15 protein-coding genes and 1 rRNA gene are annotated in these 23263 nt (G+C 54.4%); 7 read left to right on the top strand and 9 right to left on the bottom strand.

Translation table 11 applies throughout. The features are described from left to right. Window positions 1-230 precede the first annotated feature (230 nt). A 23S ribosomal RNA gene (locus tag EPA93_RS26575) occupies window positions 231-3206 on the top strand. Window positions 3207-3394: 188 nt separating this feature from the next. Continuing rightward, a complete protein-coding gene (locus tag EPA93_RS26570) occupies window positions 3395-3823 on the top strand; it encodes a GNAT family N-acetyltransferase (protein WP_129890412.1) in 429 nt (142 codons plus the stop codon). A gap of 44 nt (window positions 3824-3867) precedes the next feature. On the opposite strand, the gene queG is transcribed toward EPA93_RS26570, so the two are convergent. From queG to EPA93_RS26555, 3 genes are read right to left on the bottom strand one after another with little or no spacing between them, the layout of a single operon-like run. After that, window positions 3868-5124 carry a tRNA epoxyqueuosine(34) reductase QueG gene (gene queG / locus EPA93_RS26565; protein ID WP_129890411.1) on the bottom strand — a complete coding sequence of 419 codons (1257 nt, stop codon included), beginning with the start codon at window positions 5122-5124 and terminating at the stop codon, window positions 3868-3870. Further along, window positions 5124-6179, bottom strand: a complete 1056-nt coding sequence (locus tag EPA93_RS26560) for an ABC transporter permease (protein WP_129890410.1) — start codon at window positions 6177-6179, stop codon at window positions 5124-5126. The genes queG and EPA93_RS26560 overlap by 1 nt, the downstream gene beginning before the upstream one ends. Beyond that, window positions 6176-7261, bottom strand: coding sequence for an ABC transporter ATP-binding protein (locus EPA93_RS26555; RefSeq protein ID WP_242527144.1), 1086 nt, complete (start codon window positions 7259-7261; stop codon window positions 6176-6178). The genes EPA93_RS26560 and EPA93_RS26555 overlap by 4 nt, the downstream gene beginning before the upstream one ends. Before the next feature lie 283 nt (window positions 7262-7544). Here EPA93_RS26555 and EPA93_RS26550 point away from each other — a divergent pair, with 283 nt between their 5' ends. The 4 genes from EPA93_RS26550 (at window position 7545) to EPA93_RS26535 (ending at window position 14824) form a co-directional block, all read left to right on the top strand. Beyond that, entirely contained in the window at window positions 7545-10754 is a 3210-nt protein-coding gene (locus EPA93_RS26550; RefSeq protein ID WP_129890409.1) for a winged helix-turn-helix domain-containing protein, read from the top strand. A gap of 437 nt (window positions 10755-11191) precedes the next feature. Next, window positions 11192-12208, top strand: a complete 1017-nt coding sequence (locus EPA93_RS26545; protein ID WP_129890408.1) for an ABC transporter permease — start codon at window positions 11192-11194, stop codon at window positions 12206-12208. Next, on the top strand, window positions 12208-13077 hold the full coding sequence (locus tag EPA93_RS26540; protein WP_129890407.1) for a carbohydrate ABC transporter permease: 870 nt from the start codon (window positions 12208-12210) through the stop codon (window positions 13075-13077). The genes EPA93_RS26545 and EPA93_RS26540 overlap by 1 nt, the downstream gene beginning before the upstream one ends. Window positions 13078-13111: 34 nt before the next feature. Continuing rightward, window positions 13112-14824: an extracellular solute-binding protein gene (locus tag EPA93_RS26535; RefSeq protein ID WP_129890406.1), complete on the top strand. Its 1713-nt coding sequence runs from the start codon at window positions 13112-13114 to the stop codon at window positions 14822-14824. Window positions 14825-14986: 162 nt separating this feature from the next. On the opposite strand, the gene EPA93_RS26530 is transcribed toward EPA93_RS26535, so the two are convergent. Both EPA93_RS26530 and EPA93_RS26525 read right to left on the bottom strand, forming a co-directional pair. Beyond that, window positions 14987-16492 carry a sulfatase family protein gene (locus EPA93_RS26530; protein ID WP_165423408.1) on the bottom strand — a complete coding sequence of 502 codons (1506 nt, stop codon included), beginning with the start codon at window positions 16490-16492 and terminating at the stop codon, window positions 14987-14989. 89 nt (window positions 16493-16581) lie between these two features. Next, on the bottom strand, window positions 16582-17319 hold the full coding sequence (locus EPA93_RS26525; protein ID WP_129890404.1) for a metallophosphoesterase family protein: 738 nt from the start codon (window positions 17317-17319) through the stop codon (window positions 16582-16584). Between the two features lie 250 nt (window positions 17320-17569). Here EPA93_RS26525 and EPA93_RS26520 point away from each other — a divergent pair, with 250 nt between their 5' ends. After that, window positions 17570-18238, top strand: a complete 669-nt coding sequence (locus tag EPA93_RS26520) for a hypothetical protein (RefSeq protein ID WP_129890403.1) — start codon at window positions 17570-17572, stop codon at window positions 18236-18238. Window positions 18239-18375: 137 nt separating this feature from the next. Here the strand turns inward: EPA93_RS26520 and hutU are convergent, their stop codons facing one another. From hutU to EPA93_RS26500, 4 genes are all read right to left on the bottom strand, one after another. Next, window positions 18376-20049 carry a urocanate hydratase gene (hutU, locus tag EPA93_RS26515; protein ID WP_129890402.1) on the bottom strand — a complete coding sequence of 558 codons (1674 nt, stop codon included), beginning with the start codon at window positions 20047-20049 and terminating at the stop codon, window positions 18376-18378. Window positions 20050-20635: 586 nt separating this feature from the next. Then, a complete protein-coding gene (locus tag EPA93_RS26510; RefSeq protein ID WP_207229214.1) occupies window positions 20636-21115 on the bottom strand; it encodes an SRPBCC family protein in 480 nt (159 codons plus the stop codon). Window positions 21116-21140: 25 nt separating this feature from the next. Beyond that, window positions 21141-21980: an isocitrate lyase/PEP mutase family protein gene (locus tag EPA93_RS26505; RefSeq protein WP_129890401.1), complete on the bottom strand. Its 840-nt coding sequence runs from the start codon at window positions 21978-21980 to the stop codon at window positions 21141-21143. A 118-nt stretch (window positions 21981-22098) separates the two neighbouring features. Next, entirely contained in the window at window positions 22099-22998 is a 900-nt protein-coding gene (locus EPA93_RS26500; protein WP_165423407.1) for a helix-turn-helix domain-containing protein, read from the bottom strand. Window positions 22999-23263 lie beyond the last annotated feature (265 nt).

Genomic DNA, 23263 nt, shown 5'->3' with positions numbered 1-23263 from the left:
CAGGCTAAAGCCCAATTTGGGGCAAATTTTTGAAGATCACAAAAAAAGGCCGAAAACCTATTGACAAAATTTTGGGACTGTGGCATATTATGCAGGCACCGCCGGACGGCGAGAAAAAGCGCCAGAAGGCAGAGGTGCTAGTACACTAACAACTGAAAATTGAGATTACTTGAATTTTGCTGAGAACAAAGCATGAGTTGATGCAGAGGATGCCTTACTAGGTAAGGCAGAATCAAGCTCGACAGAGTACGAGGTGGATGCCTTGGTGCTAAAGGCCGATGAAGGACGCGGAGACCGGCGAAACGTTCAGGGGGAGCTGCACACAAGCGAAGAGCCCTGAGTATCCGAATGGGGCAACCCATCCAGAGTGATGTCTGGATACCCCCTGCTGAACACATAGGCAGGGCGGAGGGCAGCAGGCGAACTGAAACATCTCAGTAGCTTGACGAAAAGAAATCAACCGAGATTCCCGTAGTAGTGGCGAGCGAACCGGGAGGAGCCCAAACCAGTGACACTTCGGTGCCACCGGGGTTGTAGGACCGGCGTAAGGTGAACCAAGCTGACTCGAAGGAACTGGAACGTTCCACCAGAGCGGGTGAGAGTCCCGTAGAGGCAAGCGCGGAACACTGGCTGGGATCCTGAGTACCACGAGACACGTGCAATCTTGTGGGAAGCTGGGGGGACCACCCTCCAAGGCTCAATACCTTTAGCAACCGATAGCGAACAAGTACCGTGAGGGAAAGGTGAAAAGCACCCCGAGAGGGGGATGAAAGAGACCCTGAAACCACGTACTCACCAGCAGCCAGAGGCCACTGTTCCCGTGGGGAACTAAGGGCTGATGGCGTGCCTTTTGTAGAATGATCCGGCGAGTGCATCGTCGTCGCAGGTTAACCTCCGCTAAAGGAGGGGAGCCAGAGGGCAACCGAGTCTGAAGCAGGCGTAGGTGTGGCGGCGATGCGACCCGAAACCGTGTGAGCTACCCATGAGCAGAGTGAAGCGAAGGTGAAACTTCGTCGAGGCTCGCACCCACCAGTGTTGCAAAACTGGGGGATGACTTGTGGGTAGGGGTGAAATGCCAAACGAACACGGAGATAGCTGGTTCTCCCCGAAATGTATTGAGGTACAGCCACGTGGGAGTCCCGCAAGGGACCATAACTATCCTGGAGGTAGAGCACTGGATGGGCTAGGGGCCAAGTGCTGGTTACCAACCCCACTCAAACTGCGAATGCCAGGACAGGAAGCCACGTGAGTGAGACGGCGGGGGCTAAGCTTCGTCGTCAAAAGGGAAACAGCCCAGATCACCAGCTAAGGTCTCAAACTTACTGCTCAGTGTTAAAGGGGGTCATCCCGCCCAAACAGCCAGGATGTTGGCTTAGAAGCAGCCATCATTGAAAGAGTGCGTAATAGCTCACTGGTCGAGTGGAGTGGCACCGACAACGTATCGAGGCTCAAGCAGTAGACCGAAGCTGTGAATAGTTCTGTAGAGAACTATGGTAGGGGAGCGTTGTGTGGCCCAGAGAAGCCAGATCGTAAGGACTGGTGGAGGACACACAAGTGAGAATGCCGGAATGAGTAGCGTCATCGCTGTGACAACCAGCGACACCGAACGCCTGAGGGTTCCTGGGCACCGTCAATCGTCCCAGGGTGAGTCGGGCCCTAAGCCGAGGACATCACGTCGTAGGCGATGGAAAGCAGGTGGAGATTCCTGCACCGGAGTTGCTCGCTACGAGCAATGGGGGGACGCAGTAGGGAAGGTGAACCTCTCGAATGGACAGGAGAGGCGTCCAGCACGAAGTGCGAAGCTGAGGCAAATCCCAGCTTCACCAGCATGACGACTGGACCGAGCGCTCGCAAGAGCGCGGAAGTCATCGGCCCCCAGGCTGCCAAGAAAAGCCTCTCGCCAGAGCCAACTCCGCCCGTACCGCAAACCGACACAGGTAGGCAGGGGGAAATCCCCCAAGGTGAACGAGCGACCCTCTGTTAAGGAACTCGGCAAATTGACCCCGTACCTTTGGAAGAAGGGGTGCCTTGGTAACTTCCCTTCGGGGGGTGAAGAGGTTGCAAGAAATTGGCCCAACCGACTGTTTACCAAAAACACAGGTCTCTGCGAACGCGAAAGCGGAAGTATAGGGGCTGACTCCTGCCCAGTGCCGGAAGGTTACGAGGAGCGGTGAGCGTAGCCGCGAATCTAAGCCCCGGTGAACGGCGGCCGTAACTATAACGGTCCTAAGGTAGCGAAATTCCTTGTCGGGTAAGTTCCGACCCGCACGAAAGGAGTAACGAGTTGGGCACTGTCTCAACAGAGGACTCGGCGAAATTGAAGTACCCGTGAAGATACGGGTTACCCACGACAGGACAAAAAGACCCCGTGGAGCTTTACTACAGTTTGGCCTGGATACGGTGCGGTAGGTGCGTAGGATAGGTGGGAGCTAGAGAACTCATCCTTGTGGGGGTGAGGGAGGCACAAGTGAAATACCACTCTCCTGGTGTGTTGTATCTCATGCCTGGCCATGAGCTGGCAGGCAGACAGGGCCAGATGGGTAGTTTGACTGGGGCGGTCGCCTCCCAAAGAGTAACGGAGGCGCCCAAAGGTTCCCTCAGGGTGGATGGACATCACCCGTAAGAGTGTAAAGGCAGAAGGGAGCTTGACTGCGAGGCAGACGCGCCGAGCAGGGACGAAAGTCGGGCTTAGTGATCCCACATTCCCGAGTGGAAGGAATGTGGCTCAACGGATAAAAGCTACCCCGGGGATAACAGGCTTATCTTGCCCAAGAGTTCACATCGACGGCAAGGTTTGGCACCTCGATGTCGGCTCGTCGCATCCTGGGGCTGGAGTAGGTCCCAAGGGTTGGGCTGTTCGCCCATGAAAGCGGCACGCGAGCTGGGTTCAGAACGTCGCGAGACAGTTCGGTCTCTATCCGTCGTGGGCGTAGGAGAATTGAGGGGAGTCATCTTCAGTACGAGAGGACCGAGATGGCTTGACCGCTGGTGCGCCAGTTGGCCTGCCCGGGCCAGAGCTGGGTAGCTACGTCAAGAAGGGATAAGCGCTGAAAGCATCTAAGCGCGAAGCCGACCGCAAGACAAGTTCTCCCACTCTCTTTCGAGAGAGTTAAGATCCCAGGAAGACGACCTGGTAGATAGACTGTGGGTGCACGCCTGGTAACAGGCGCAGCTGAACAGCCCTAATGATCGTACGGCTTGCTTCACTTACTAAAGAAGCATCCCTGCATCGCTTATGCATGGCTCAGCAAAATTCAGGTAATCTCTTTTTCAGTTGGTAATCACCATCATGGACACGCTCCTGATGGTGTTTTGCTTTTTGGTTCGCTATTTTCTCTCTCACAGTCAGCTGTGTTTTGTCCTCATATCGATCTTCAAAGGAAAGCAGAAAGACATGGAGATTATAGATCTCGTTCCAGGTGATAAACGTTTACCAGATGTGCACCCCTTGCTTGAAGATCTGGATGGCGTTTCTTTAGAGGATCTCCACACTATTTATGCCGAGGGCTATCCACAAGGTTTGCGCCTGACGGCCCTGTATGATGAGGGGCGCTGCATGGCGGTGGCGGGCTGGCGTATCATGGCCACCTTACAGTGGACGCGCAAATTACATATCGAGGATCTGGTAACGCTCTCCGATACGCGTTCACGGGGCTACGGACGCTTGCTCCTGGAAGAGCTAGAGAAGCGCGCACGCGTTGCCGAATGTACGATGGTCGATCTAGATAGCGGCGTGCAGCGCTTTGATGCGCATCGCTTTTATCTACGGCAGCGCTTCGCCATCACAAAGCACCATTTCTCGAAAACGCTGCCTTCTGCGTAACCTCGCCGGTCTGGGCATAGCCGCCAGCTCGCTCACTGACAACCTCACGCTTCCCCTACAGGCGATGTTGTGGTGGAAGCAAGGGCACAGCGTATCTCTTGCTGCACCTCAGCCTCTTCTTCGCTTGCTAAGGCACTCTGTAGCGCGTGTATAGCTTCCTCGCCTCCCAGACGTCCTAGCGCCCAGGCTGCGTGGCCGCGTACAAGCGGCTCCTGATCGTGTAATGCTCCGATCAAGGCAGGAATCGCCCTGGGATCGCCAATGTTGCCAAGCGCGACGCAGACATTGCGTAAGAGCCCGCGTCGCTTGGTCCGCTTGATTGGGCTGCGTCGGAAGCGCTCACGAAATTGTTCCTCAGTTAGAGAGAGCAAAGGGATAAGCTCGGGGCTGCTACCCACGCCGGAGCGGGGTCGCAGCTCAGGATGCGGCCGAAAAGAGTGCGCAGGCTCCTTGCTATTTTTTCCAATGCCCTCTAGCGCAATAAATTGCGTCTTCCCGGTCTCCGTCCGCAGGCCAAGGCGTTTCTCGGCAACTTTATTGACGGGGCAAACTTCCTGGCAGATGTCGCAGCCGAAGATAAGATTGCCCATCAGGGGGCGCAGCTCAAGAGGGATGCTGCCCCGTAGCTCAATGGTCAGGTAAGAGATGCAGCGCGTACTATCCAGCTCGTAAGGATTAGGCAGGGCCGCCGTTGGGCAGGCATGTAAGCAGATCTCGCAGCTGCCACAGTTAGCCTTAATAGGCGTATCGGGGCGTAAGGAAAGATTGGTGACAATCTCGGCAAGAAAGAGCCAGGAACCCCAGCCTCTGGTCAGGATGTTGGTATTCTTGCCATACCAGCCCAGACCGGCTCGCTGAGCCACTGCCCGATCAACCATGCGGCCCGTATCAACAAAGAGCCGCGTCTCAAGCTGCTCGCCCATTTCTGCCCGCGCATACTCGCGCAGCCAGCCGGCAAATTGTTGCAATTTGGGCTTAATAGTATCGTGATAGTCATCGCCCCAGGCGTAGCGCGAGATACGCCCGCGCGGTAGATCCTGCGGCTCCCCGTCGTCTGGCTGCTCGGTGAGATAGACCATACCCAGGGCGATAATAGATTGGGCTTCGGGCAGGAGCGCTTTGGGGCGCGAAGATACCTCGGCACGCTCGGCGGTAAACCAGGACATGCCATCCATAAGGCCGCGCCCTATGCGCTCCTGGATAATTTGCCTGGCCTCCGCAAACTCTTCGGCGGTGGTGATGCGTACCGTGTCAAAACCCAGCTCGTACGCATATGCTTTAATTGGCTCTGTTTCTAACATCAGTTTGTTACGTCTCGGCGTTCATTGACCCACCAGGACAGGCCTATGAACAGAATAAGATAGACTGCCAGGATCACTATTGCGTGCAGATCAGTCAAGGAACTGGGCTGATTGCCAAAAAGATAGTGGTCCTGGTTTTGCGATAACGCCTCTATATTACTATTAAGGAAATAGGCAGGGATAGCCTGCAAAAATCTGCCAAGAGCTCCTTGCACGCGTGGGCCAACCAGCGTGATAATGCCGCCCAGGGCGTTTTCGACGACCCACCAGACGAGCGCGCCGGCTACCCCAGCCGCGGTTGTACGTCCCAGCGTCGATAAGCATAGCGCAAGCATCGCATATATGAAAAGGCCAAACATGATGGTAAGCATATAGAGGATAGCATGGAGCACCCACGAGACCGTCAAGAACTTGAGATCGATCGCGACCCCCATAAGGATGTTGCTGATGATGCCCATGGCGATGCTTAGCAGGGTAACGATAAAGATGCCAAGGATAAGACAGACCAGGATGGCGCCAAGCTTGGCAAGAAAGAACTGGGTGCGCGTGGGACCGCGCGTGAACATAAGGCGAATCGTCCCTACGTTGTACTCGCCTCCGACAATGGTACCGGCTAGAATAATGATAAGGATAAGACCTATCGTGCTGGTGATCATGCCCACGGTACCTAAGGAGCCCGGGATGCGTAGCGGCTCGGAGAGCGTCTTTAACATAGTTTGCTTGGCCTGCTCAGCCTCTAGCGGGGTCGGTGTGTGATTGAGGCACGGCCCTGCTGCCTGGCTGGCCTGAGTGCAGGTGGCTGGCAAGAAGTGGCTGGCCGGGCTAGAACTTGCCGAAATGGAGATTGCGGCGTATAGACCAAAGGCGATCAGCGTGATGATCAAGCCTGAAATGCTGAGGACCTTGGACATGGCGCGTCGGCGCAGCTTATAAAGCTCTACTCCCATCAAGCGAATTACTTCGCTGAAGAAGTCGCGTCGCCCCATCACTACAGTGTCGCGCCGGCGAATTGGAGAAGGAATCTTCTTTCCTGGCGTCTGTGATACGCTGCTCACCTTCGGCCTCGCTTTCCACTAGCCGGGATCTCCGGTACTTCTTCGTTAGGCAGGGCAACCTTATCCGCAAGCGCCTCCATGCCGACATGAGGACCGGCTGGCGTGGAGAGCGCTGTGAGTTCCAGGAAAAGATTTTCCAGGCTGCCCTCATAGGGATGAATCTCGCTGGCAAAAAGCTCATTGCGCGCCAGTAGAGCGTTGATCTCGGCCGAATGGGCTACCGGCGTGTCTATGATCAAGATAGATTTGCCTTCTCGGTTGCTATCGAGACTGATGTTGTTAAGCCAGTCGGCCCCTTGCTCGTGGGCCTGCCGCAAAATGCCCAGTGCTTCTTGCGTCTTCTCCTCATCTTCCATACGCACTTCTATTCGCTCGCTGTCTCGCAGCAGGTCGTTGACCTTGCCCTGCTTGATCAGGTTGCCTTTCTGCATGAAGGCCACGCGGTTGCAAACCTGCTGTACCTCATAGAGAATATGGCTGGAGAGAAAGATAGTTTTGCCAAGTTCTGAGAGCCGCTGGATGAGGCGGCGAATCTCAATCATCCCGGCTGGATCAAGGCCGTTGGTTGGCTCATCTAAGAGCACAAGTTCTGGATCGGTAAGCAACGCGGCAGCAATGCCCAGGCGCTGCTTCATGCCCAGCGAATATTTGCGATAGGGCAGCTTCTCATAATTGCGTATCTCGGCGATCTCCAGTACTTCGGCCAGACGGCGATTATTGGATTTGCCCGACATCATACCGGAACTTGCTGCGATAACCCGCAGATTATCAAGGCCAGAGAGGTAGGGATAGAAGACAGGCGTCTCTACGATAGCGCCTACACGCTGTAAAATATCTGCTAATTGATAGGAATTATCCATACCAAAGAGAATGGCGCGTCCGGCTGTCGGACGGATAAGCCCGAGCAGCATGCGAATGGTTGTTGTCTTACCTGCACCGTTAGGGCCCAAAAATCCGAATACGTCACCGCGCATGACCTGGATATGCAAGTCGTTGACGGCAACCAGATTCCCGTAGACTTTGGTTAACCTGCTGGTGTTGATAACAGTCGTGTCATCATGCTGTGATGAACTTTGTTCCACAGGAGCTCCTTGGGGTAGATTTGTAAAATATCTGTCAAATTCTATACGTCTAAATGTAGTGGGAGGTTATGAAACCGCCTGTAAAACCCCTTTTGCCCTCTTAGCTCAGATCTTAGAAACTGTTGATACATTCTTCTGCTATCCTAACGTGCCACGGGCGAAAAAGCAAGTGGAGACGCGTGATAGCTAGATTTTGGGGAACACTTGCCAGGCTTTGTACACTATACTATAATCACCCCTGATAGGCTTTGGGGAACATGGCACGTATCTGCGAAAGGAAATTATGCCGAAAACTGCTCGCTATGCTTTGATGTGGTCTGCTATACACGAGATCTATGAGCTACACCAACAGGATGGTGAGCTTCTTCTCTTGCTGGCTGCGGGAGATCCGGCCTGGCTGAACTGGCTGAACACTCATACGGCTTTTGCTTTTCATAGCCGAGACGGCATGCATCTAAATCTGCTCAAAGAAGCCAGGAAGAGCAAGACAGAAGGATATTGGTACGCCTATCAACGCCAGGGAAAGCGCGTTGTCAAGCGCTATGCAGGTCGGAGCGTAGAGCTGAGCATAGAGCTTCTTGAAGAAATGGCAAGGACAATCGCCGGGCTATCCTCTCAAGCTATGGAGGCACAAGATTCAGCAAAGGTACAATTCTCCGGAGGTATAGTATCTCAGCCAGGCCCCCAGTCCCCGCTAATAGAGCAAACGCCCCTGCTTGAGGCAAAGTTAAGCCTTCCCCATCTGCCGACTTCTCTGGTTGTGCGTGAGCGCCTTTATGCGCTGCTCGACGAGGGTTTAGCGCGTAAAATGACGCTGCTCTCGGCGCCGGCGGGCTTTGGGAAAACGACGCTGGTGCGTCAGTGGATAGCTGAGCGCGCTGCGGTGCAAGCCTTGCCCCCGCTGGCCTGGGTCTCGCTCGATGCTACAGATAACGATCCTGCCCGTTTCTGGCGTTACATCTTCACGGCCTGCCAGGCCTTTCAGCCTGAAGCGAGCCTGGCCGCGCTTACACTGCTGAGCTCGCCAGGCTTGCCACCTTTCAGACCTTCTTCAGTAGAGATGGCCTTGACCACCTTTCTCAATCTAGCCACGCGCAGTGAGCGGTCTGGTCTGCTCATGCTTGACGATTATCATATGATTGCTGAGCCAGAGATCTACAGGATGTTAAGCTTCTGGCTTGAGCATTTGCCGGCTAGCTTGCATCTCTGCTTGATCGGTCGCGGCGATCCCGCATTGCCGCTGGCCCGCCTGCGCGCTAATGGCGAACTGCTTGAGCTGCGCACAGCTGATTTGCGCTTTTCCACGCAGGAGGCGACAGGTTTCTTGCAGCGCGCGCTGGCCTTTCAGCTTTCTGAGGCAGATATTGAGCAGCTCTTAGCGCGCCTGGAAGGTTGGGCGGCTGGTTTGCGCCTGGTCTCTCTGGCTCTCCAGCGTCATACAAAACGGCAGGCGTTAGAGCACGCCCTCGTTACTATTGTTGGCAGCCAGCGGCCTGTTCAGGATTACTTTGTGACTGAGGTTTTGCAGGCTCAGACGGAAGAACTGCAAAGCTTTCTCTTGCAAACGAGTATCTTGAGCCGCCTGTGCGGCTCGCTGTGCGTCGCTTTAACTGGCCAGCAGAATAGCGAGCTACTTCTGGATGCCTTGCTACATGCCGGCCTGTTTCTGGAACGCCTGGATGAAGCGGGCAAGTGGTATCGCTATCATGCGCTCTTTGCCGAAGCCATGAGTGTCGAGGCATACCAGCGTCTGGGAACAGAGGCCGTGCACGCGCTTTTCTACAAGGCCAGCGTGTGGTATGAGGAGCATGAGCTGCTGATAGAGGCTGTTGAGGCCGCCTTCAGCGCGCAACGGATGGAGCGCGCGGCTGAACTGATTGAGAAGCTGATCAGCGGGCAGCTCTTTTATGGCGCTATAGTGCAAGAGGTTCGCACTTTGCTGCGCTGGCTGGCGCGTATCCCGCACGAAGTTCTGCAGGAGCGGCCTGTGTTGTGCCTGGGTTATGCCAGGGCCCTGGCCTGGGCTTGCGCGCCCTATCAGCCTTCGCCTGCAGAACTGGGGCAGATCGAAGAGCTTTTGCAGCAGGCGGAAAGGATCTGGCAAGCGGACGGCAATACAGCCTGCCTGGGCGCATTGCTGGCTTTTCGCACGAATGTGGCCGATTGGCGGCGGGAGCCGGCGCAAGCTTCCTGGTATGCTCGACGAGCCCTGGCCTGCTTGCCTGATAAAGAAGTTGGCTGGCGAGGCATATGTATGAGCGTGCTGGGAAGAGAGGCTTTGCTCGGCGGCCAGCTGGATACTGCTCGACAGATGTTTATTGAGCTGCGTGAAGTATGGGAACGTATAGGGGTTCGTCACGCGTTGCGCAGCAATACCTTAACCCTGGCTATCATCTACTACAGGCAGGGCGCTTTGCACCTGGCTGCCGAATATTATCGCCAGGTTCTCGCTGAGGCCGTGGAGATCAGCGATCCGTTTGATCGTGGCTTTGCCCTGTTGGGGCTGGCCCAGCTCTCCTATGAATGGAATGCTCTGGAGGAGGCCGGCAACCTGATTCATGAGGTTGCTTCTCTTGCTTTGCCGCAGCACGACGAAACCTTGCAACTGCAAGCAGAGCTCTGGTATGTGCGCATAGTGCACGCGCAGGGACAGCATGCGCTGGCCCAGCAAAAGCTCGCCTCTTTGCTTGCGCGCCTGTTGCCGCAGCGCGACCCCCTGCTTTATCAAGAAGCCCTGGTCTGTCAGGCCCGCTTCCAGCTTGCTCAAGCTGACCTTGCCGCGATGCAGCGCAGTTTGCAAGCTCTTGCTAAACAGCATGAGATGCAGGCCCTTTCTTACGCCGAGCTTGCCCGGTCTCAGGAGCTTGCTGAGGTGCCTGTCGAGAATGGGTTACAGCCTCTGCGCGAGCGAGAAGAGCTGCTGCTGGCCCGTCTCTGGCTGGCCCAGGGTAAATTTGCTGAAGCTCTGGCGCTCCTCCAGCGTTTACTCGTGGCAGCTCAGGAGGCGGGACGTATGTACAGCGCCTTAGAGATCCAGTTACTTATGGCCCTGATCAATGAGCGGTGCAAGCAGACGCAGGAGTCCAGGCGCCTGTTGCGCTCAGTGCTCTTGCCGGCGTCTGTCGAGGGTTACTTGCGTCTCTTTCTTGATGAAGGTGAGCCCATGGAAGGGCTCCTACGCAGCGCGCTCCCCACAATACGCGAAAAGGCCTTGCTCAGCTATGGACGAAGCATTTTTCAGGCCTTTACCTTGCAGCGCCCGGCCCCTGCCCCCGCTCCATCTTCGACGATTTCTCAGCTTGAAGCGCTTTCTCCCCAGGAACTGCGCGTTCTGCGTTTGCTGGCGGCCGAACTTCCCTATGCCGAAATTGCGCGCGAGCTTATCGTTTCGATCAACACTATCAAAACGCAGGTGCGCAGCATCTACCGTAAACTTAACGTAGCCAACCGCCGCGAAGCGCGTGAGGTTGCTCGCTCCAGAAACTTGCTCTGAAACAATGAACTTATCTCGCTTCTACGGCGAGAAAAGAAATTGTCGGCTACGCACTATCTTCTCTGAGACACAGGCAGTATGGGCTATTAATCTAAATGGCCAAAACTTGTTTCATACAAAGCGAGATGGTATATTTTCTGTAAAAAATAGAGCTCATCTATCTATAGAATTAAATCATGCTATTGTATTTATCTCTACCTTTTAACCTTTAAGGGCTAGAAGTTTGTCAAGGTTGACGTGATGCGTGAAGCAGTGGAATGGTCAAGGGGGCGCACTTGTCAAACGTCGCTTGACAAAGCACAAGGCATAGAAGGAGCTGATAGAGCAGGAAATTGTAGAGTTTATAAGGATAATTTTGCTGTATCTTCATTACTTGCAAGATCCAACCTATACGGCGCTGGCAAGCAATGAAGTAGTCAAAGGAAGGAGAAGCGCTTATGGCTGAGGAGATTCAGGCTCCCGAGGCTGATCAGTCCATCTCGCTGACACCCGAAAGCAGCGCCGGAGAGAGGATAGCCAGCAAGCCTGTCTCTGGTGCTACGACAAAACGGCGCTACAAAGCGCTAAGGCGCATCCGGCAATATCGCTGGACCTATGCCTTGCTACTGCCGGGCCTCCTCTATTTCGTGATCTTCTACTATGTTCCCCTGTTGGGAAATATCATTGCCTTCCAGGATTATTCGCCCTATCTCGGCTTTTTACGTAGTCAGTGGGTGGGCCTGAGCAATTTTGTTGAGCTCTTCGCTGATCCCGAGGTCGGCGTTGTGATTAGAAATACGCTCATCATCAGTGTGCTGCAGATTATATTTGCCTTCCCGGCCGGAATTGTGCTCTCGCTTATGCTTAATGCCCTGATCAGCGAGCGTTTTAAACGCGCCATGCAGAGCATCGTGTATCTACCCCACTTTCTGGGCTGGGTAATAATTATTAGCATCTGGCAGCAGATATTTGGCGGCGATGGCTTTCTTAGTCACTTTATAGTAGGCCTGGGTGGCCAGCCTGTCAACATTATGGCCAATGCGGCATTTTTCAAGCCACTGGTAGTTTTGCAGGTGATGTGGAAGGAAACAGGCTGGAGTACGATTATCTTTATGGCCGCAATCACCGCCATCGATATGAGCCTCTACGAAGCGGCGGCCGTTGACGGGGCTGGCCGCTGGCGCCGTCTATGGCATATTACCTTACCTGGTATCCGCAATATCATCATTCTGCTCTTAATTCTGCGCATCGGCGATATTCTCAGCGTCGGCTTCGAGCAGATTTTCTTGCAGCGCCACGCGGTCGGTCTGGATGCCGCCGATATCATTGAGACCTTTGTCTATGATCGTGGCATCGTGAATGGAGATTGGGGCGTCTCAACTGCGGCGGCCATGGTGAAAACCCTGATAGGCGCGCTTTTGATCTTTCTGGCCAATCGCGCTGCCAAAAAGTTTGGCGAGGAGGGGCTATACTGATGGTATCCTGGGATCGACCCGGCAAACTGGGTCAAACGACGCTGTGGGTGATTATGTTCATCCTGGCGCTGATTATGCTTTTTCCTCTGGTTTACGTGCTGGCCGTCAGCTTTTCGAGCTATAGAGATGTTGTGGGCGGCAATCTAGTGATCTTTCCTGCGCATCCGACCCTTGAAGCCTATCGCTGGGTGTTGCAGGGAAGCGGCGTTGTGCAGGGCTTAGAAGTGAGTATCTTTGTGGCCGTGGTGGGAACCGCAGTCAGCATGTTCCTTACCACGACGATGGCCTATGCCCTGAGCCGTAAGGGCGTGCCGGGCGGCAAGTTCGTGCTCTGGCTGGTCCTGCTCACCATGCTCATCACGCCAAGCTTTATTACCCGCTACCTGGTAGTTAAGCAGCTTGGTATGCTCGATACACTGTGGGCCTTGATTATCCCAAGCGCTATCGGGCCCTTTAATCTGATAGTGCTCCGTCAGTTCTTTATGGGCTTGCCCGAAGAACTGATAGATAGCGCGCGCCTGGATGGAGCCAACGATCTGCAGATCTTGTGGCGTGTGGTTTTGCCACTCTCTAAAGCTCCTCTGGCTGCGATCTCCCTCTTCTACGCCGTCGCCAACTGGAATAGTTTCTTCGACGCAACTATCTATATAAACAATCCGCAATTGTACCCGGTCTCGGTTGTTTTGCGCATGCTTGTGTTGCAGGGCCAGGATGTCACAGGCGTGAACATGCCAGGCGTGCCACCACCGCCCGATATTACTGTGCAGATGGCCGTTGTTGTACTGGCTACGCTGCCAATTTTGCTGGTTTATCCATTCCTGCAGAAGCATTTTACTAAAGGCGTGTTAACGGGATCGGTTAAGGGCTAAGCAGGCTTAATGATCTCTTATAAAGGAGTTTCTTATGAATGGAGAGCTTTTTGACGCAGGTCTATCGACCCTAAAGGGTCGCTATAATCGGCGACAATTTATGCGGGTTTCGGCTCTGACAGCCGGCAGCGCGCTGCTGGTCGCCTGTGGAGGCACAAATGAGAATCTGATGGCCAGCACTACGCCTTTACCCAAAGAGGGTGTGGCGCCCTCCGCTGTAACGGCGACGGCTCAGGCTTCCGTGGGCAAGACCTATTTTCCCTCGCCAGCTCCCAATGTGCCGGATGCCTTTACTGCTCCGCTCCCGCCTTATCAGTCGGTTACGGCCGTGCCGGGAATGGGGGGTACCGTCAATGTCTTCTCGATCAGCTATGTCGCTCCCGAGACTCCCCACGCGCAGAATAAATTCTGGCAAGGCCTGGAGAAACGCCTGAATGTAAAGTGGAATCTCAATCATGCCGTGGGAGGGGATAACTATCAGGAGAAAGCCAGCGCTATTCTGGCCAGCGGCAAGTTTCCTGATCTCTTCTTGCTGTTGCCAGATCTATCTTACGCGCTCTATAAGGCCATTGATCAGGGCGCTTTTAACGATCTGACCCCCTATCTGAGCGGCGCGGCGCTCAAGGAATACCCCAATCTTGCGCGCTATCCCGATCTGCTCTGGAAGAATGCTGCTATCAACGGGAAGCTCTATGCTGTGCCACGCCCGTTCACCTTCGCTTCCGGGATGATGCTCTATCGCAAGGACTGGGCGAAAAAGCTTGGGATTGCTGAGCCAAAGAGCGCTGATGATTTTTATAAAATGATGACGACTTTTAGCAAAAGCAATCCGGAGGGCAAGCAGGTCTGGGGCATGGGCTTTGCCGCCGATGGCATCTTTAAAAGCTCGTCGCAGTTTATTTTGAACATGTTTCGCGTGCCCAGCGAATGGCGGCGCGAGGCCAATGGCAGCATGACTTATTTCATCCAGACCGACGAGTATCGCCAGGCAGTTGACTTTATGCGTCGCATGTATGCCGCCGGGCTCTTCTATCCAGACTCGCTCACTTCGACCGGACTGCAGATGCGGCAGGCTTTCTTAGCTGGCAAGATTGGTTCATATGTTGATGGATCTACAGCTCTCGATGCTGTAAGGTTTAAGTTCCAATCGGTTAACCCAAAGGCCGATGTGGGGATCTTGATTCCGCCGGGCGCCGATGGCGGCAAGGGCTCGTATTGGATGGGCAAGGGCTATAACGGGATGACGGCTATTCCTTCCTCTATAAGCGATTCCAATCGGATTAAGGAGCTCTTGCGCATTCTCAATTACCTGGCGGCTCCGGCTTTTAGCGTAGAAGCAAATTATATCTCGCTTGGCGTTGACGATTGGGATAATAAGCCCGACGCAAATGGCATTCGAGCTCTTACCCAGACGGGCTCCAAGGAGATTGGCGCGCTGGCTAATGTGGCCTTTGGCAATCGCGTCTTCTATTATCCTTCGGATCTGCAGCTAGGGCCTATATTCCAGGATTATACGCGCCGCCTGTTCGAGATCGGCGTTGCGAACCCGACAGACAGGGTGGTCCCGCCGCCGACCGCGCAGAAAAAGAGCGATACGCTCGAAAATCTTGTCAATGATCGCGTGCTGCGCATTGTCAAGGGTGTTGATCCCCTGAGCGCGCTTGATACGGCCATCCAGGAGTGGAAGAGTCAGGGTGGGGAGCAGATGGCGCAGGAATATGCCCAGGCTCTGGCAAAACTTCCTTGAGCTAATCCTGTCCCGGCTTGAGCACAATTTTTGCCTATCCCTCAGCTTTTGTGAGTTGGGCAAAACGTGCTTGCCCTCTGCTCCCTGTTTCCTTATTAAGAATAAAAGGAAGGCCCTGGCTTGTCACGCATAAGCAGGTAGCCGGGAAGCCTTCCAGGCACTTTACCAGGGGCGTAGGGCTGGTTTCTTATCCCGGTGGGCCCGCAGATCGGCAAGTTGGTCATCGCGGCCTAGAGCCTGCAGGCGCTCCTCAATTCGCCAGCGCGGACAGTAAATATCGGGAGTGATGCCGGCGCGCAACTGTTCCTGGAAAGGATCGCGTACGCCCTCGGAACCTGTGGTGTATTGCCAGAGCCATGCGAGCAGTAGATGATCGAGCTGGGCCACGATTTCTGGCTGTTCGGTGGCTATATTCTGAGTCTGGTAAGGATCATTCTGCATGTCAAACAGATATAGGGGCTCGTAGGGATACAGGCCAGAATGGATAGTCCGAATGAGCCGATAGCGCTCAGTTCGCACGGCGCGCTGGAAGCTATAAATACCGCAGCCCAGCACCAGGTGATCGCGCGTAGGACCTACGGAGCCGCGCACCTGAGAAGCCAGGCTTATACCATCCCAATTTGTCGGCAGCTCCATGCCCAGCAGATCTAACATCGTGGGCGCCAGATCCAACTGGTACATCAGCGTATCGATGGCGCGACTTTCCACGCTGCGCTCGGCTTGATCAGTAATGCCGGGCCAGTAGATAATCAGCGGCACATGAGTAGTGCCCTCGCAGGCATTGCCGTGCTCAAAATACATGCCCAGCTCACCGATCGATTCGCCATGATCGGAGCCGACGATAATCGCCGTCTCATCCCTGACCCCGAGCTTTTCCAGAGCTTCAAGAATCGTTCCTAGCTTCTCATCGATATAGGCAATCCCTGCATCATGCCCATCCACAAAACCCTTATAGTTCTCATAGGTATCTGGATTGCCACGAGGCATGGCGCGTCTACGGCCTTCCTGAGCGTTCTGCCAGCCACTTTCATACCACCAGTCGCGTGCCGTGCGCGGGCCATAATAGTGCTGCACGTCGTAGGCGATGCTCTCCGCGTTGGGATAGGGCAGGCAAGGCAGATCCCGTATACGCTGGAAATAGCGCTCGGGAGCTTCGTAAGGATGATGAACGTCCCAATAGTTAACGTGCATAAACCAATTGTCGGTAGTCCCGTTTTGCTGGAGCCAGTGCAGGACCTTCTCGGTCACCTCGTCGGCAGTCTCACTCTCGCCAGGCAGCTGATTGCCGAAATTCTGTGTGAAGCCTGAGAAGAACCACCAGGCAAGGTGCCGCTGGCCAAAGCCTGAGAAGCAAACCGTCTCCCAGCCAGCTTTCTGCAGATAGCGCATCCACATAGGGCGCGTCGGATCGTGGAAGTGGCCGCGCCCGGCATAGCGCAACTGGCTGGCCGGGCCATCATGGCAGGTCACCCCGTTGTTGATGCCCAAACGACCCGAAAAAAGGGCCGCGCGACTTGGCAAACATGGCGCGTCAGAAGTATGGCAATTGCGAAATAGCACGCCTTGCTGAGCCAGGGAGTCGATAACCGGTGACGTTGGGCGGGGATAGCCATAACAGCTCAGATGGTCGGGGCGGCACGAATCGATGTCGATGTAGATGATACGCAAAACAAACTCCTTCTTTTGAAAAGACCAGATTCTTCTCTTGCCTATCTCTCATTTAATCCATTATGCGCTGAGAGTCAAGCTTTCTGCTCCTACGCCTCATGCCAGTGGCTGGCCCACCAGGCTGCATGAGGCATCCCAGAGGCATGCATCGCTTGAATGAAGGCTTGCAGATCGAAGGCGATGCGATGTAACTCCACCTGCAAAGAGGCTTTGTCGCACTCGACAAGCGCGTATTCAGCAAAGGCCGGCTGGCGAATGTCAGATAGAGGAGAGACGCGATCCATTGCTAAGCCAACACTCCCCGGATTGAAGACCAGGAGATCTCTGAAGCGGCGAAACATCTGGACATGTGTATGCCCTCCAACCATCAAGGTTCCCTGAGCTCCCGCCAATGCCTGCTCCAGTTCTTCTTCTGAAGTCGTGGGCAGGATGCGCTCGTTATATGAACGAGGAGATCCATGATAGCAAACTAGCGTTTTTCCGTTGGGCAGAGGATACACGATGCCGGATTGAAACGAGCTTAGATACGCACGATCGGCGGATGAGAGCTGCCTTGCACACCACATATCAATCTCTTGCCAGCGTTGCCTACGCAGATCTGGCTGTGCTTTGAGCTCAGGCTGTAAGAGCCAGGCATCCATGTTCCCCATGACTACTGGACAGCCCAGCTCGCGAAGTCGTTTGATCACTTCGCAGGGTTGCGGGCCTGTCGAAGCAACATCGCCAAGACAAATCACCTGAGAGATATTTTGGGGTGAGATTGCGCTCAAAACTGCCTCTAGAGCCACATGATTTCCATGAATATCAGAGATGAGAGCGAGACGCATAGACCATCTTCCTCCTTGATATAGCGCTCCTCACTCCTGCAAGAGTGGATCTTTCCCCCAATGAGTGAGGGTGAAGCGCTTTCTGTCTTGAGCGCGTGCTCGATGTGAAGAGGGCGAGATAACAGATCCCAAAGCATGTGCTACGTTAAATAGCGTTTTGCCCCTTGTGAATGCTGTGGTTGTCTGTTAGACTACATCCATACTATAGTACACTGATTATATCATCCCAGCCAGCGTGGAGGTGTCTGCTATGCAAGATCCAAATCATAGTTCATACGATCAGCAGGGCTATGATGACGTTTCGTCACTTCCATACATACCCGACGAATCCACACCTCGCAACAAGCCAGTTCCCTCAAATGAAGGAGCTGAAGTGACGCAACCAGCGCAAAATACTGCTGAGGTTCACCCGCAGGTAGCTCCTGCTGCCCAAGCGGCTCAAGCGGCAATCGAGCATACAGTTGCCGTTCCTCCTCCAGCCCCAGCAAGCGGTACGGCTCTTGCAAAACCACAGCGCACCTTGAGCCGCTCGTTCTTGATTACGGCTGGCATTGTCGTCGCTATTTTGATCATAGCGCCGATCGTGACTTACCAGATTTTGGCCTACGCCAATCGCTCTACGCCTACAAAAACCCTTGACGCGTTCTGTACAGCCTTACAGCACGAGGATTATCAGCAGGCCTATAACCAATTCTCAAAGAACCTGCAGAACCAGTTTAGCGAAATGGACTTTGCCAATGCCCTGGCTCCCGATAAAGTGGTTTCGTGCGTGCATGGGAGCGCGTCTGAGTCGGATACCAGTTCAGTAACCAGTTTGCGACTCATCCATGACTCTAAAGGCGTCAATCAGGAACTTGTAACGCTAAAGAAGGATGAGAATAACGTCTGGAAGATAGACGATTTGCAAGTAGCAGCCTGAATTTAAGAAGCCCGTTATTGCCAACTCAGGCTCAATAACGGGCATTTTTTAAGATCGGGCAGCCTGAGAAGCCCTGGCTTTGCGCGTAGACAAGCCTGTCTGCTGTTGCTGCACGTTTCAGGATGACTTGTGTGTGCTTAAAGGACCATCGGCAAGTGTAAGCCCTTTTCTCTGGCGCAATCGATGGCCTCTTCGTAGCCCGCGTCAGCGTGGCGCATAACGCCGGTACCCGGATCGTTGGTAAGCACGCGCTCCAGGCGCTTCGCTGCAGCCTCTGTGCCGTCAGCCACAATTACCATGCCCGCATGTTGCGAATAGCCCATGCCGACCCCGCCGCCGTGGTGCAGACTTACCCAGGTTGCCCCGCTTGCACAGTTGAGCAGGGCGTTGAGCAACGGCCAATCCGATACCGTATCAGATCCATCTTTCATAGCTTCGGTTTCGCGGTTGGGGCTGGCCACAGAGCCGGAATCGAGATGGTCGCGGCCAATTACGATCGGGGCGCTTACTTCGCCTTTGGCGACCATTTCATTGAAGGCAAGACCCAGCCTGGCGCGGTCGCCTAAGCCTACCCAGCAGATGCGCGCGGGCAACCCCTGGAACTTGATCTTCTTCTGTGCCATATCCAGCCAGCGGTGCAGGTGTGGATTATCGGGGATGAGTTCTTTGACTTTGGCATCGGTTTTGTAAATATCCTGCGGATCGCCGGAGAGCGCTACCCAGCGGAACGGGCCGATACCCCGGCAGAATAACGGGCGGATATAAGCTGGCACAAAGCCAGGATAAGCAAAGGCATCTTTTACCCCGGCATCATAGGCCATTTGCCTTATGTTATTGCCATAATCGATGACTGGAATACCCTGCTTGTGGAACTCTAGCATGGCGCGCACCTGCTGGGCAATCGATGCCTTAGCGCGCTGAACATAGGCTTCAGGGTCGCGCTTGCGCAACTCACTCGCCTCAGCCAGGCTTAATCCGGCGGGGATATAGCCATTCAGCACATCGTGGGCGGATGTCTGGTCGGTGACCATATCGGGCTTTATCCCGCGGCGCACCAGCTCGGGATAGATATCGGCAGCGTTGCCCAGCAGGCCAATGGAGATCGGTTGGCCCTGATTGTTTGCCTCACGAATCTGATCGAGCGCCTCATCAAGCGTACTGGCGATTGCGTCACAGTAACCGGTATCGAGACGCTTCTGAATGCGTGCAATGTCGCATTCAACAGTAAGCATGGAAGCTCCAGCCATGGTAGCCGCCAGGGGCTGGGCACCGCCCATGCCACCTAGACCGGCGGTCAGTATCCATTTTCCTGACAAATCGCCGCCGAAGTGCTGGCGGCCCATTTCCACAAATGTTTCATACGTGCCCTGCACAATGCCCTGGCTGCCGATATAAATCCACGATCCAGCAGTCATCTGGCCATACATCATCAGCCCCTTGCGATCGAGTTCGCGGAAGTGCTCCCAGGTGGCCCAGTGAGGAACGAGGTTGGAGTTGGCGATGAGCACGCGGGGCGCGTCGGCATGGGTTCTGAACACCCCGACCGGTTTGCCCGATTGCACGAGGAGGGTTTCGTCCTCTCCAAGGGTTTTTAGCGTCTCGATAATGCGCTCGTAACACTCCCAATTACGCGCCGCCTTGCCGATACCACCATACACAATCAGTTCGTTCGGGTTCTCGGCAACTTCCGGGTCTAGATTGTTCATCAGCATACGCATTGGTGCCTCTGTCAGCCAGCTTTTGGCTGTGAGCACTTTGCCATGCGGCGCCTTGATGATGCGCGCGTTTTGTGAAGGTTCAGGAATAGCCATGTAACATCTTCCTTACTATCTTTCGCTGCTGTTATGCCCTGGCAAGATGTGAGGTAATCTACCTTCTCAAATATCTTATTTGTCAGGCCTTTCCAGAGGCATAATAATGTCTAACGGTACAGTTATTTTGCGCCTTCCGGCTGTCATCTTATCACTGCCGGCTTTCCTTTGAAAGCAAGGCATGCTTTGACTGGAATAAAGCAATAAGAAGTATTCTTGCTCAGTTCGCCGATGGGACCAATGAAAGAAAATAGTGGATTGCGCAAGTTACTTCTCCCCGGCTATGATCGGTGATGCAACCATGGCCCTATTTTATCATTACATGTGGGCAAGCGTGCATAACTGCTCCGAGAAGTCTTCTATCAGCGATACGTCAGATTTTATCCATTCGCGCCAAAAAAAACCTGCCTTCAAGGATAGGGAGAAATATCGAACTCTCTGGATTAACCTCACTCGATTTGGCTACGGCCTGACTGATGCTCTTGTGCTCCCTCTCCTCGGACGAGCATGCTCGTCCGAGTGGAGCCTTATTCCCTCTTTTTACATGGTGATTTGCACGAATCGCTCTATGAGGACGTTAAAGATCTCATTTCCGCCTCGTCTCTCTGCTTGCGGTTGAAGCTTCCAGCGTCTGCTTCATCGTAGCTGCACCTCGCTCGACCAATTCACTGATGACTGGGGCGACCTCATTTGGTAGCAGGTCGGTGATCCAGACGAGTCGGCTCTGATTTTCCCCCAAAGCTATGACTTGCATGGACGCATTGTGATGACTGGTTCGCCCACCGACCGCTGCATAGGCTAATCGCCGAGCCTGGTCGTCAATGTCGACAAGCAACTCGCGAACCGTCGCGCCGTTGGCGAACGTTACTATTCTGGCGTCTCCGTCGAGGTGGGCATCAATGACGAAGCCGGGAGCGAGGCGCTGGTGGACTGCGCCCACATCACGAATCGCCGCCCACACGTCCTCTGGGTCCGCCTGAATCAGAATTTCTTTGCGGATAGAAGCCATATGTTTGTCTCCTACTAGCTCACGTTTCCTTTGATACATCTTTTCGTGAAATGCCAAGCGTTTCTCAGCTCATTCTATCGTCTCAAGCAGTCGTCGCCGGCGTAAAGAGCTTCCAGGCCGCGCTAAAATCATACGGATGTGAGGCCATCTGCTCGTATGTGCCCTGTACATACAGTTCGCACGCGATGTCCCATATCAGGCCCATTGTGGCCATCATAGCAGCACCGCCAACGCTAACACGTTTGACGCCCAACTTGAATAGCTTGGGGGCAGAGAGCATGCCCGGCCCGACCATGACATTGAGCGGTCCAGGGATTCCGCGCACGAGCTCCTCGATAAGCGCGGGATCGCCAACGCCGGGGACAAAAACGCTGTCTGCTCCTGCCTCAAGATAAGCTTTGCCACGCTCAAGCGTGTCTTGCAGGCGCGTGGCCTCTTCGCCTATGGAGAAAAGATAAGTGTCGGTACGGGCGTTGATGACCAGAGGCAGACCAGCTCTTTGGCCCTCTGCGCGCGCCGCCTTAATTCGCTCGGTCTGCTGCGGGATGGAGTAGAGGCTACTCATCCCAATGCTATCTTCTAGATTGACCCCTACGGCGCCTGCTTTGATCACCTCATGGATGGTTTCTGCCACGTCGGCGGGCGCAGGGCCATAGCCAGCCTCAATGTCGGCGCTCACCGGGATTTGTACTGCCGCGGCAATTCGGGCGATGACCGCGAGCATTTCCTTGCGCGGGATCTGTTCTCCATCGCGGTAGCCCTGGGCAAAAGCAATACCGGCGCTGGTAGTTCCTATTGCCGAGAAGCCAGCCGCTTCAAAGAGCTTTGCGCTGGCACAATCCCAGGCGTTGGGCAGAAGCAGTCCGGTAGCAGTCTTGTGGGATTTCAGCAGGAGTTCGGCCTTTGTGTGTTGTGTCGTCATCGTTCCAGATCCTTTCGTAGACCCGATTCAGGAGGTCTTTGGCTCTCTATGAGCAATATTTGTGCCTCCATAATAGCGCGAAAGGATTGAGATCATCTTTCAAGTTCTTGCGAATTTATCAAAAATGTGCCCGAATCGATTGGTCGTAGCGATAGCTGCGTGGCGTGAGGTTGAGGCGACGCTTGAACGCCTGGTTCAAATGGCTCTGAGAAGCAAAGCCGCTCTCTAGCGCCACAAGCGTCAGGGGCATGTCAGTCTCCCGCAGTAACTTCTTCGCGTGCTCGATGCGCTGACCAAGCACAAACTGGTGGGGGCTCTCGCCCGTCGCTTGGCGAAATACGCGGGCAAAGTGATAGGCGCTGAAGCCAACCTGCTGCGCGAGCGTTTCTAGCGAAAGGTCCTGGCTGAGATGAGCAAGAATAAAATCGCGTATATGTTTCAACTGCTGGGAGTTCAAGCCCTGCGTCTCTTCCTGAAGGTTGCCGGGGTGAGAGGTATAGTGGTGTAACAGATGAACAGCTAGCATCTGGGCGGCGGTTTGGGCATAGAGCTTTGCCGGCGCTGGTTGTTCAAGTTCGTGCCAGAGCGCGAGACCAATCTGGGTTAGTAAGGGGTCCTGAAAGCCAGCGTGCCCTATGAGCGTAAGGCGAGCGGGATCACCCTTTGCCATTTCCTGGGCCGTACGGGTAAGCAAGGTAGGGCGCAAATAGATATAGAGCATATGTAGCGGCTCTCTTGAGAGCGAGTGCCAGCGTAGCTCACGGGATTGTAGCTCTCCTGGTTTCAAAAGCCACTCGCCCTCGTAAAGATTGTGTACTTCCCAGGGACCACCAGTCGGTTTCTCTTCAAGGTGTACGCCGCCGCGCCTGATAAGAACAAGCGAGCTATCGAGAGTCGCCGGATCAATCCAGCCCTCAAGCTTTCTGGGCTCATGATAGGCAAACAGAGCCAGCTCATCCCAATCAGCCTCTTGACTTGAAACCAGGAGTTTTGGAGTTGCCAATGGGTCTTCGAGCATGTTTCCCTTCTTTAAGACTTTATCCACTCCCTTCAGAAGTATAATAACATATATCGCACAGTTAGCGAAAATTTGTCCTAAAAAAGAGGAGGAGTAGCGTAAATGGCCGCGCATTGGCAGTTTAGAGCCAGCCATGATCTTCTTATGAGAGGACAGAGGCAGGCTGGCTTAGAGTTCTGAGAAGCTAACAGTGAATTTAAAGCACGAAATATATACTAAAGTTTGATTAATATATCCTTCTGGGCGCTCTGTGCCTTGTTCGCCC

The sequence above is a fragment of the Ktedonosporobacter rubrisoli genome (assembly GCF_004208415.1).
GTDB lineage: Bacteria > Chloroflexota > Ktedonobacteria > Ktedonobacterales > Ktedonobacteraceae > Ktedonosporobacter > Ktedonosporobacter rubrisoli.
This window is presented reverse-complemented; position numbering and strand designations above follow the sequence as displayed.

Excerpts from the sequence above, each read along its gene's own strand:
- EPA93_RS26570 (WP_129890412.1), top strand. The coding sequence starts at position 3,395 with ATGGAGATTATAGATCTCGTTCCAGGTGATAAACGTTTACCAGATGTG.
- queG (WP_129890411.1), bottom strand. The coding sequence starts at position 5,124 with ATGTTAGAAACAGAGCCAATTAAAGCATATGCGTACGAGCTGGGTTTT.
- EPA93_RS26550 (WP_129890409.1), top strand. The coding sequence starts at position 7,545 with ATGCCGAAAACTGCTCGCTATGCTTTGATGTGGTCTGCTATACACGAG.
- EPA93_RS26545 (WP_129890408.1), top strand. The coding sequence starts at position 11,192 with ATGGCTGAGGAGATTCAGGCTCCCGAGGCTGATCAGTCCATCTCGCTG.
- EPA93_RS26540 (WP_129890407.1), top strand. The coding sequence starts at position 12,208 with ATGGTATCCTGGGATCGACCCGGCAAACTGGGTCAAACGACGCTGTGG.
- EPA93_RS26535 (WP_129890406.1), top strand. The coding sequence starts at position 13,112 with ATGAATGGAGAGCTTTTTGACGCAGGTCTATCGACCCTAAAGGGTCGC.
- EPA93_RS26525 (WP_129890404.1), bottom strand. The coding sequence starts at position 17,319 with ATGCGTCTCGCTCTCATCTCTGATATTCATGGAAATCATGTGGCTCTA.
- EPA93_RS26520 (WP_129890403.1), top strand. The coding sequence starts at position 17,570 with ATGCAAGATCCAAATCATAGTTCATACGATCAGCAGGGCTATGATGAC.
- hutU (WP_129890402.1), bottom strand. The coding sequence starts at position 20,049 with ATGGCTATTCCTGAACCTTCACAAAACGCGCGCATCATCAAGGCGCCG.
- EPA93_RS26505 (WP_129890401.1), bottom strand. The coding sequence starts at position 21,980 with ATGACGACACAACACACAAAGGCCGAACTCCTGCTGAAATCCCACAAG.
- EPA93_RS26500 (WP_165423407.1), bottom strand. The coding sequence starts at position 22,998 with ATGCTCGAAGACCCATTGGCAACTCCAAAACTCCTGGTTTCAAGTCAA.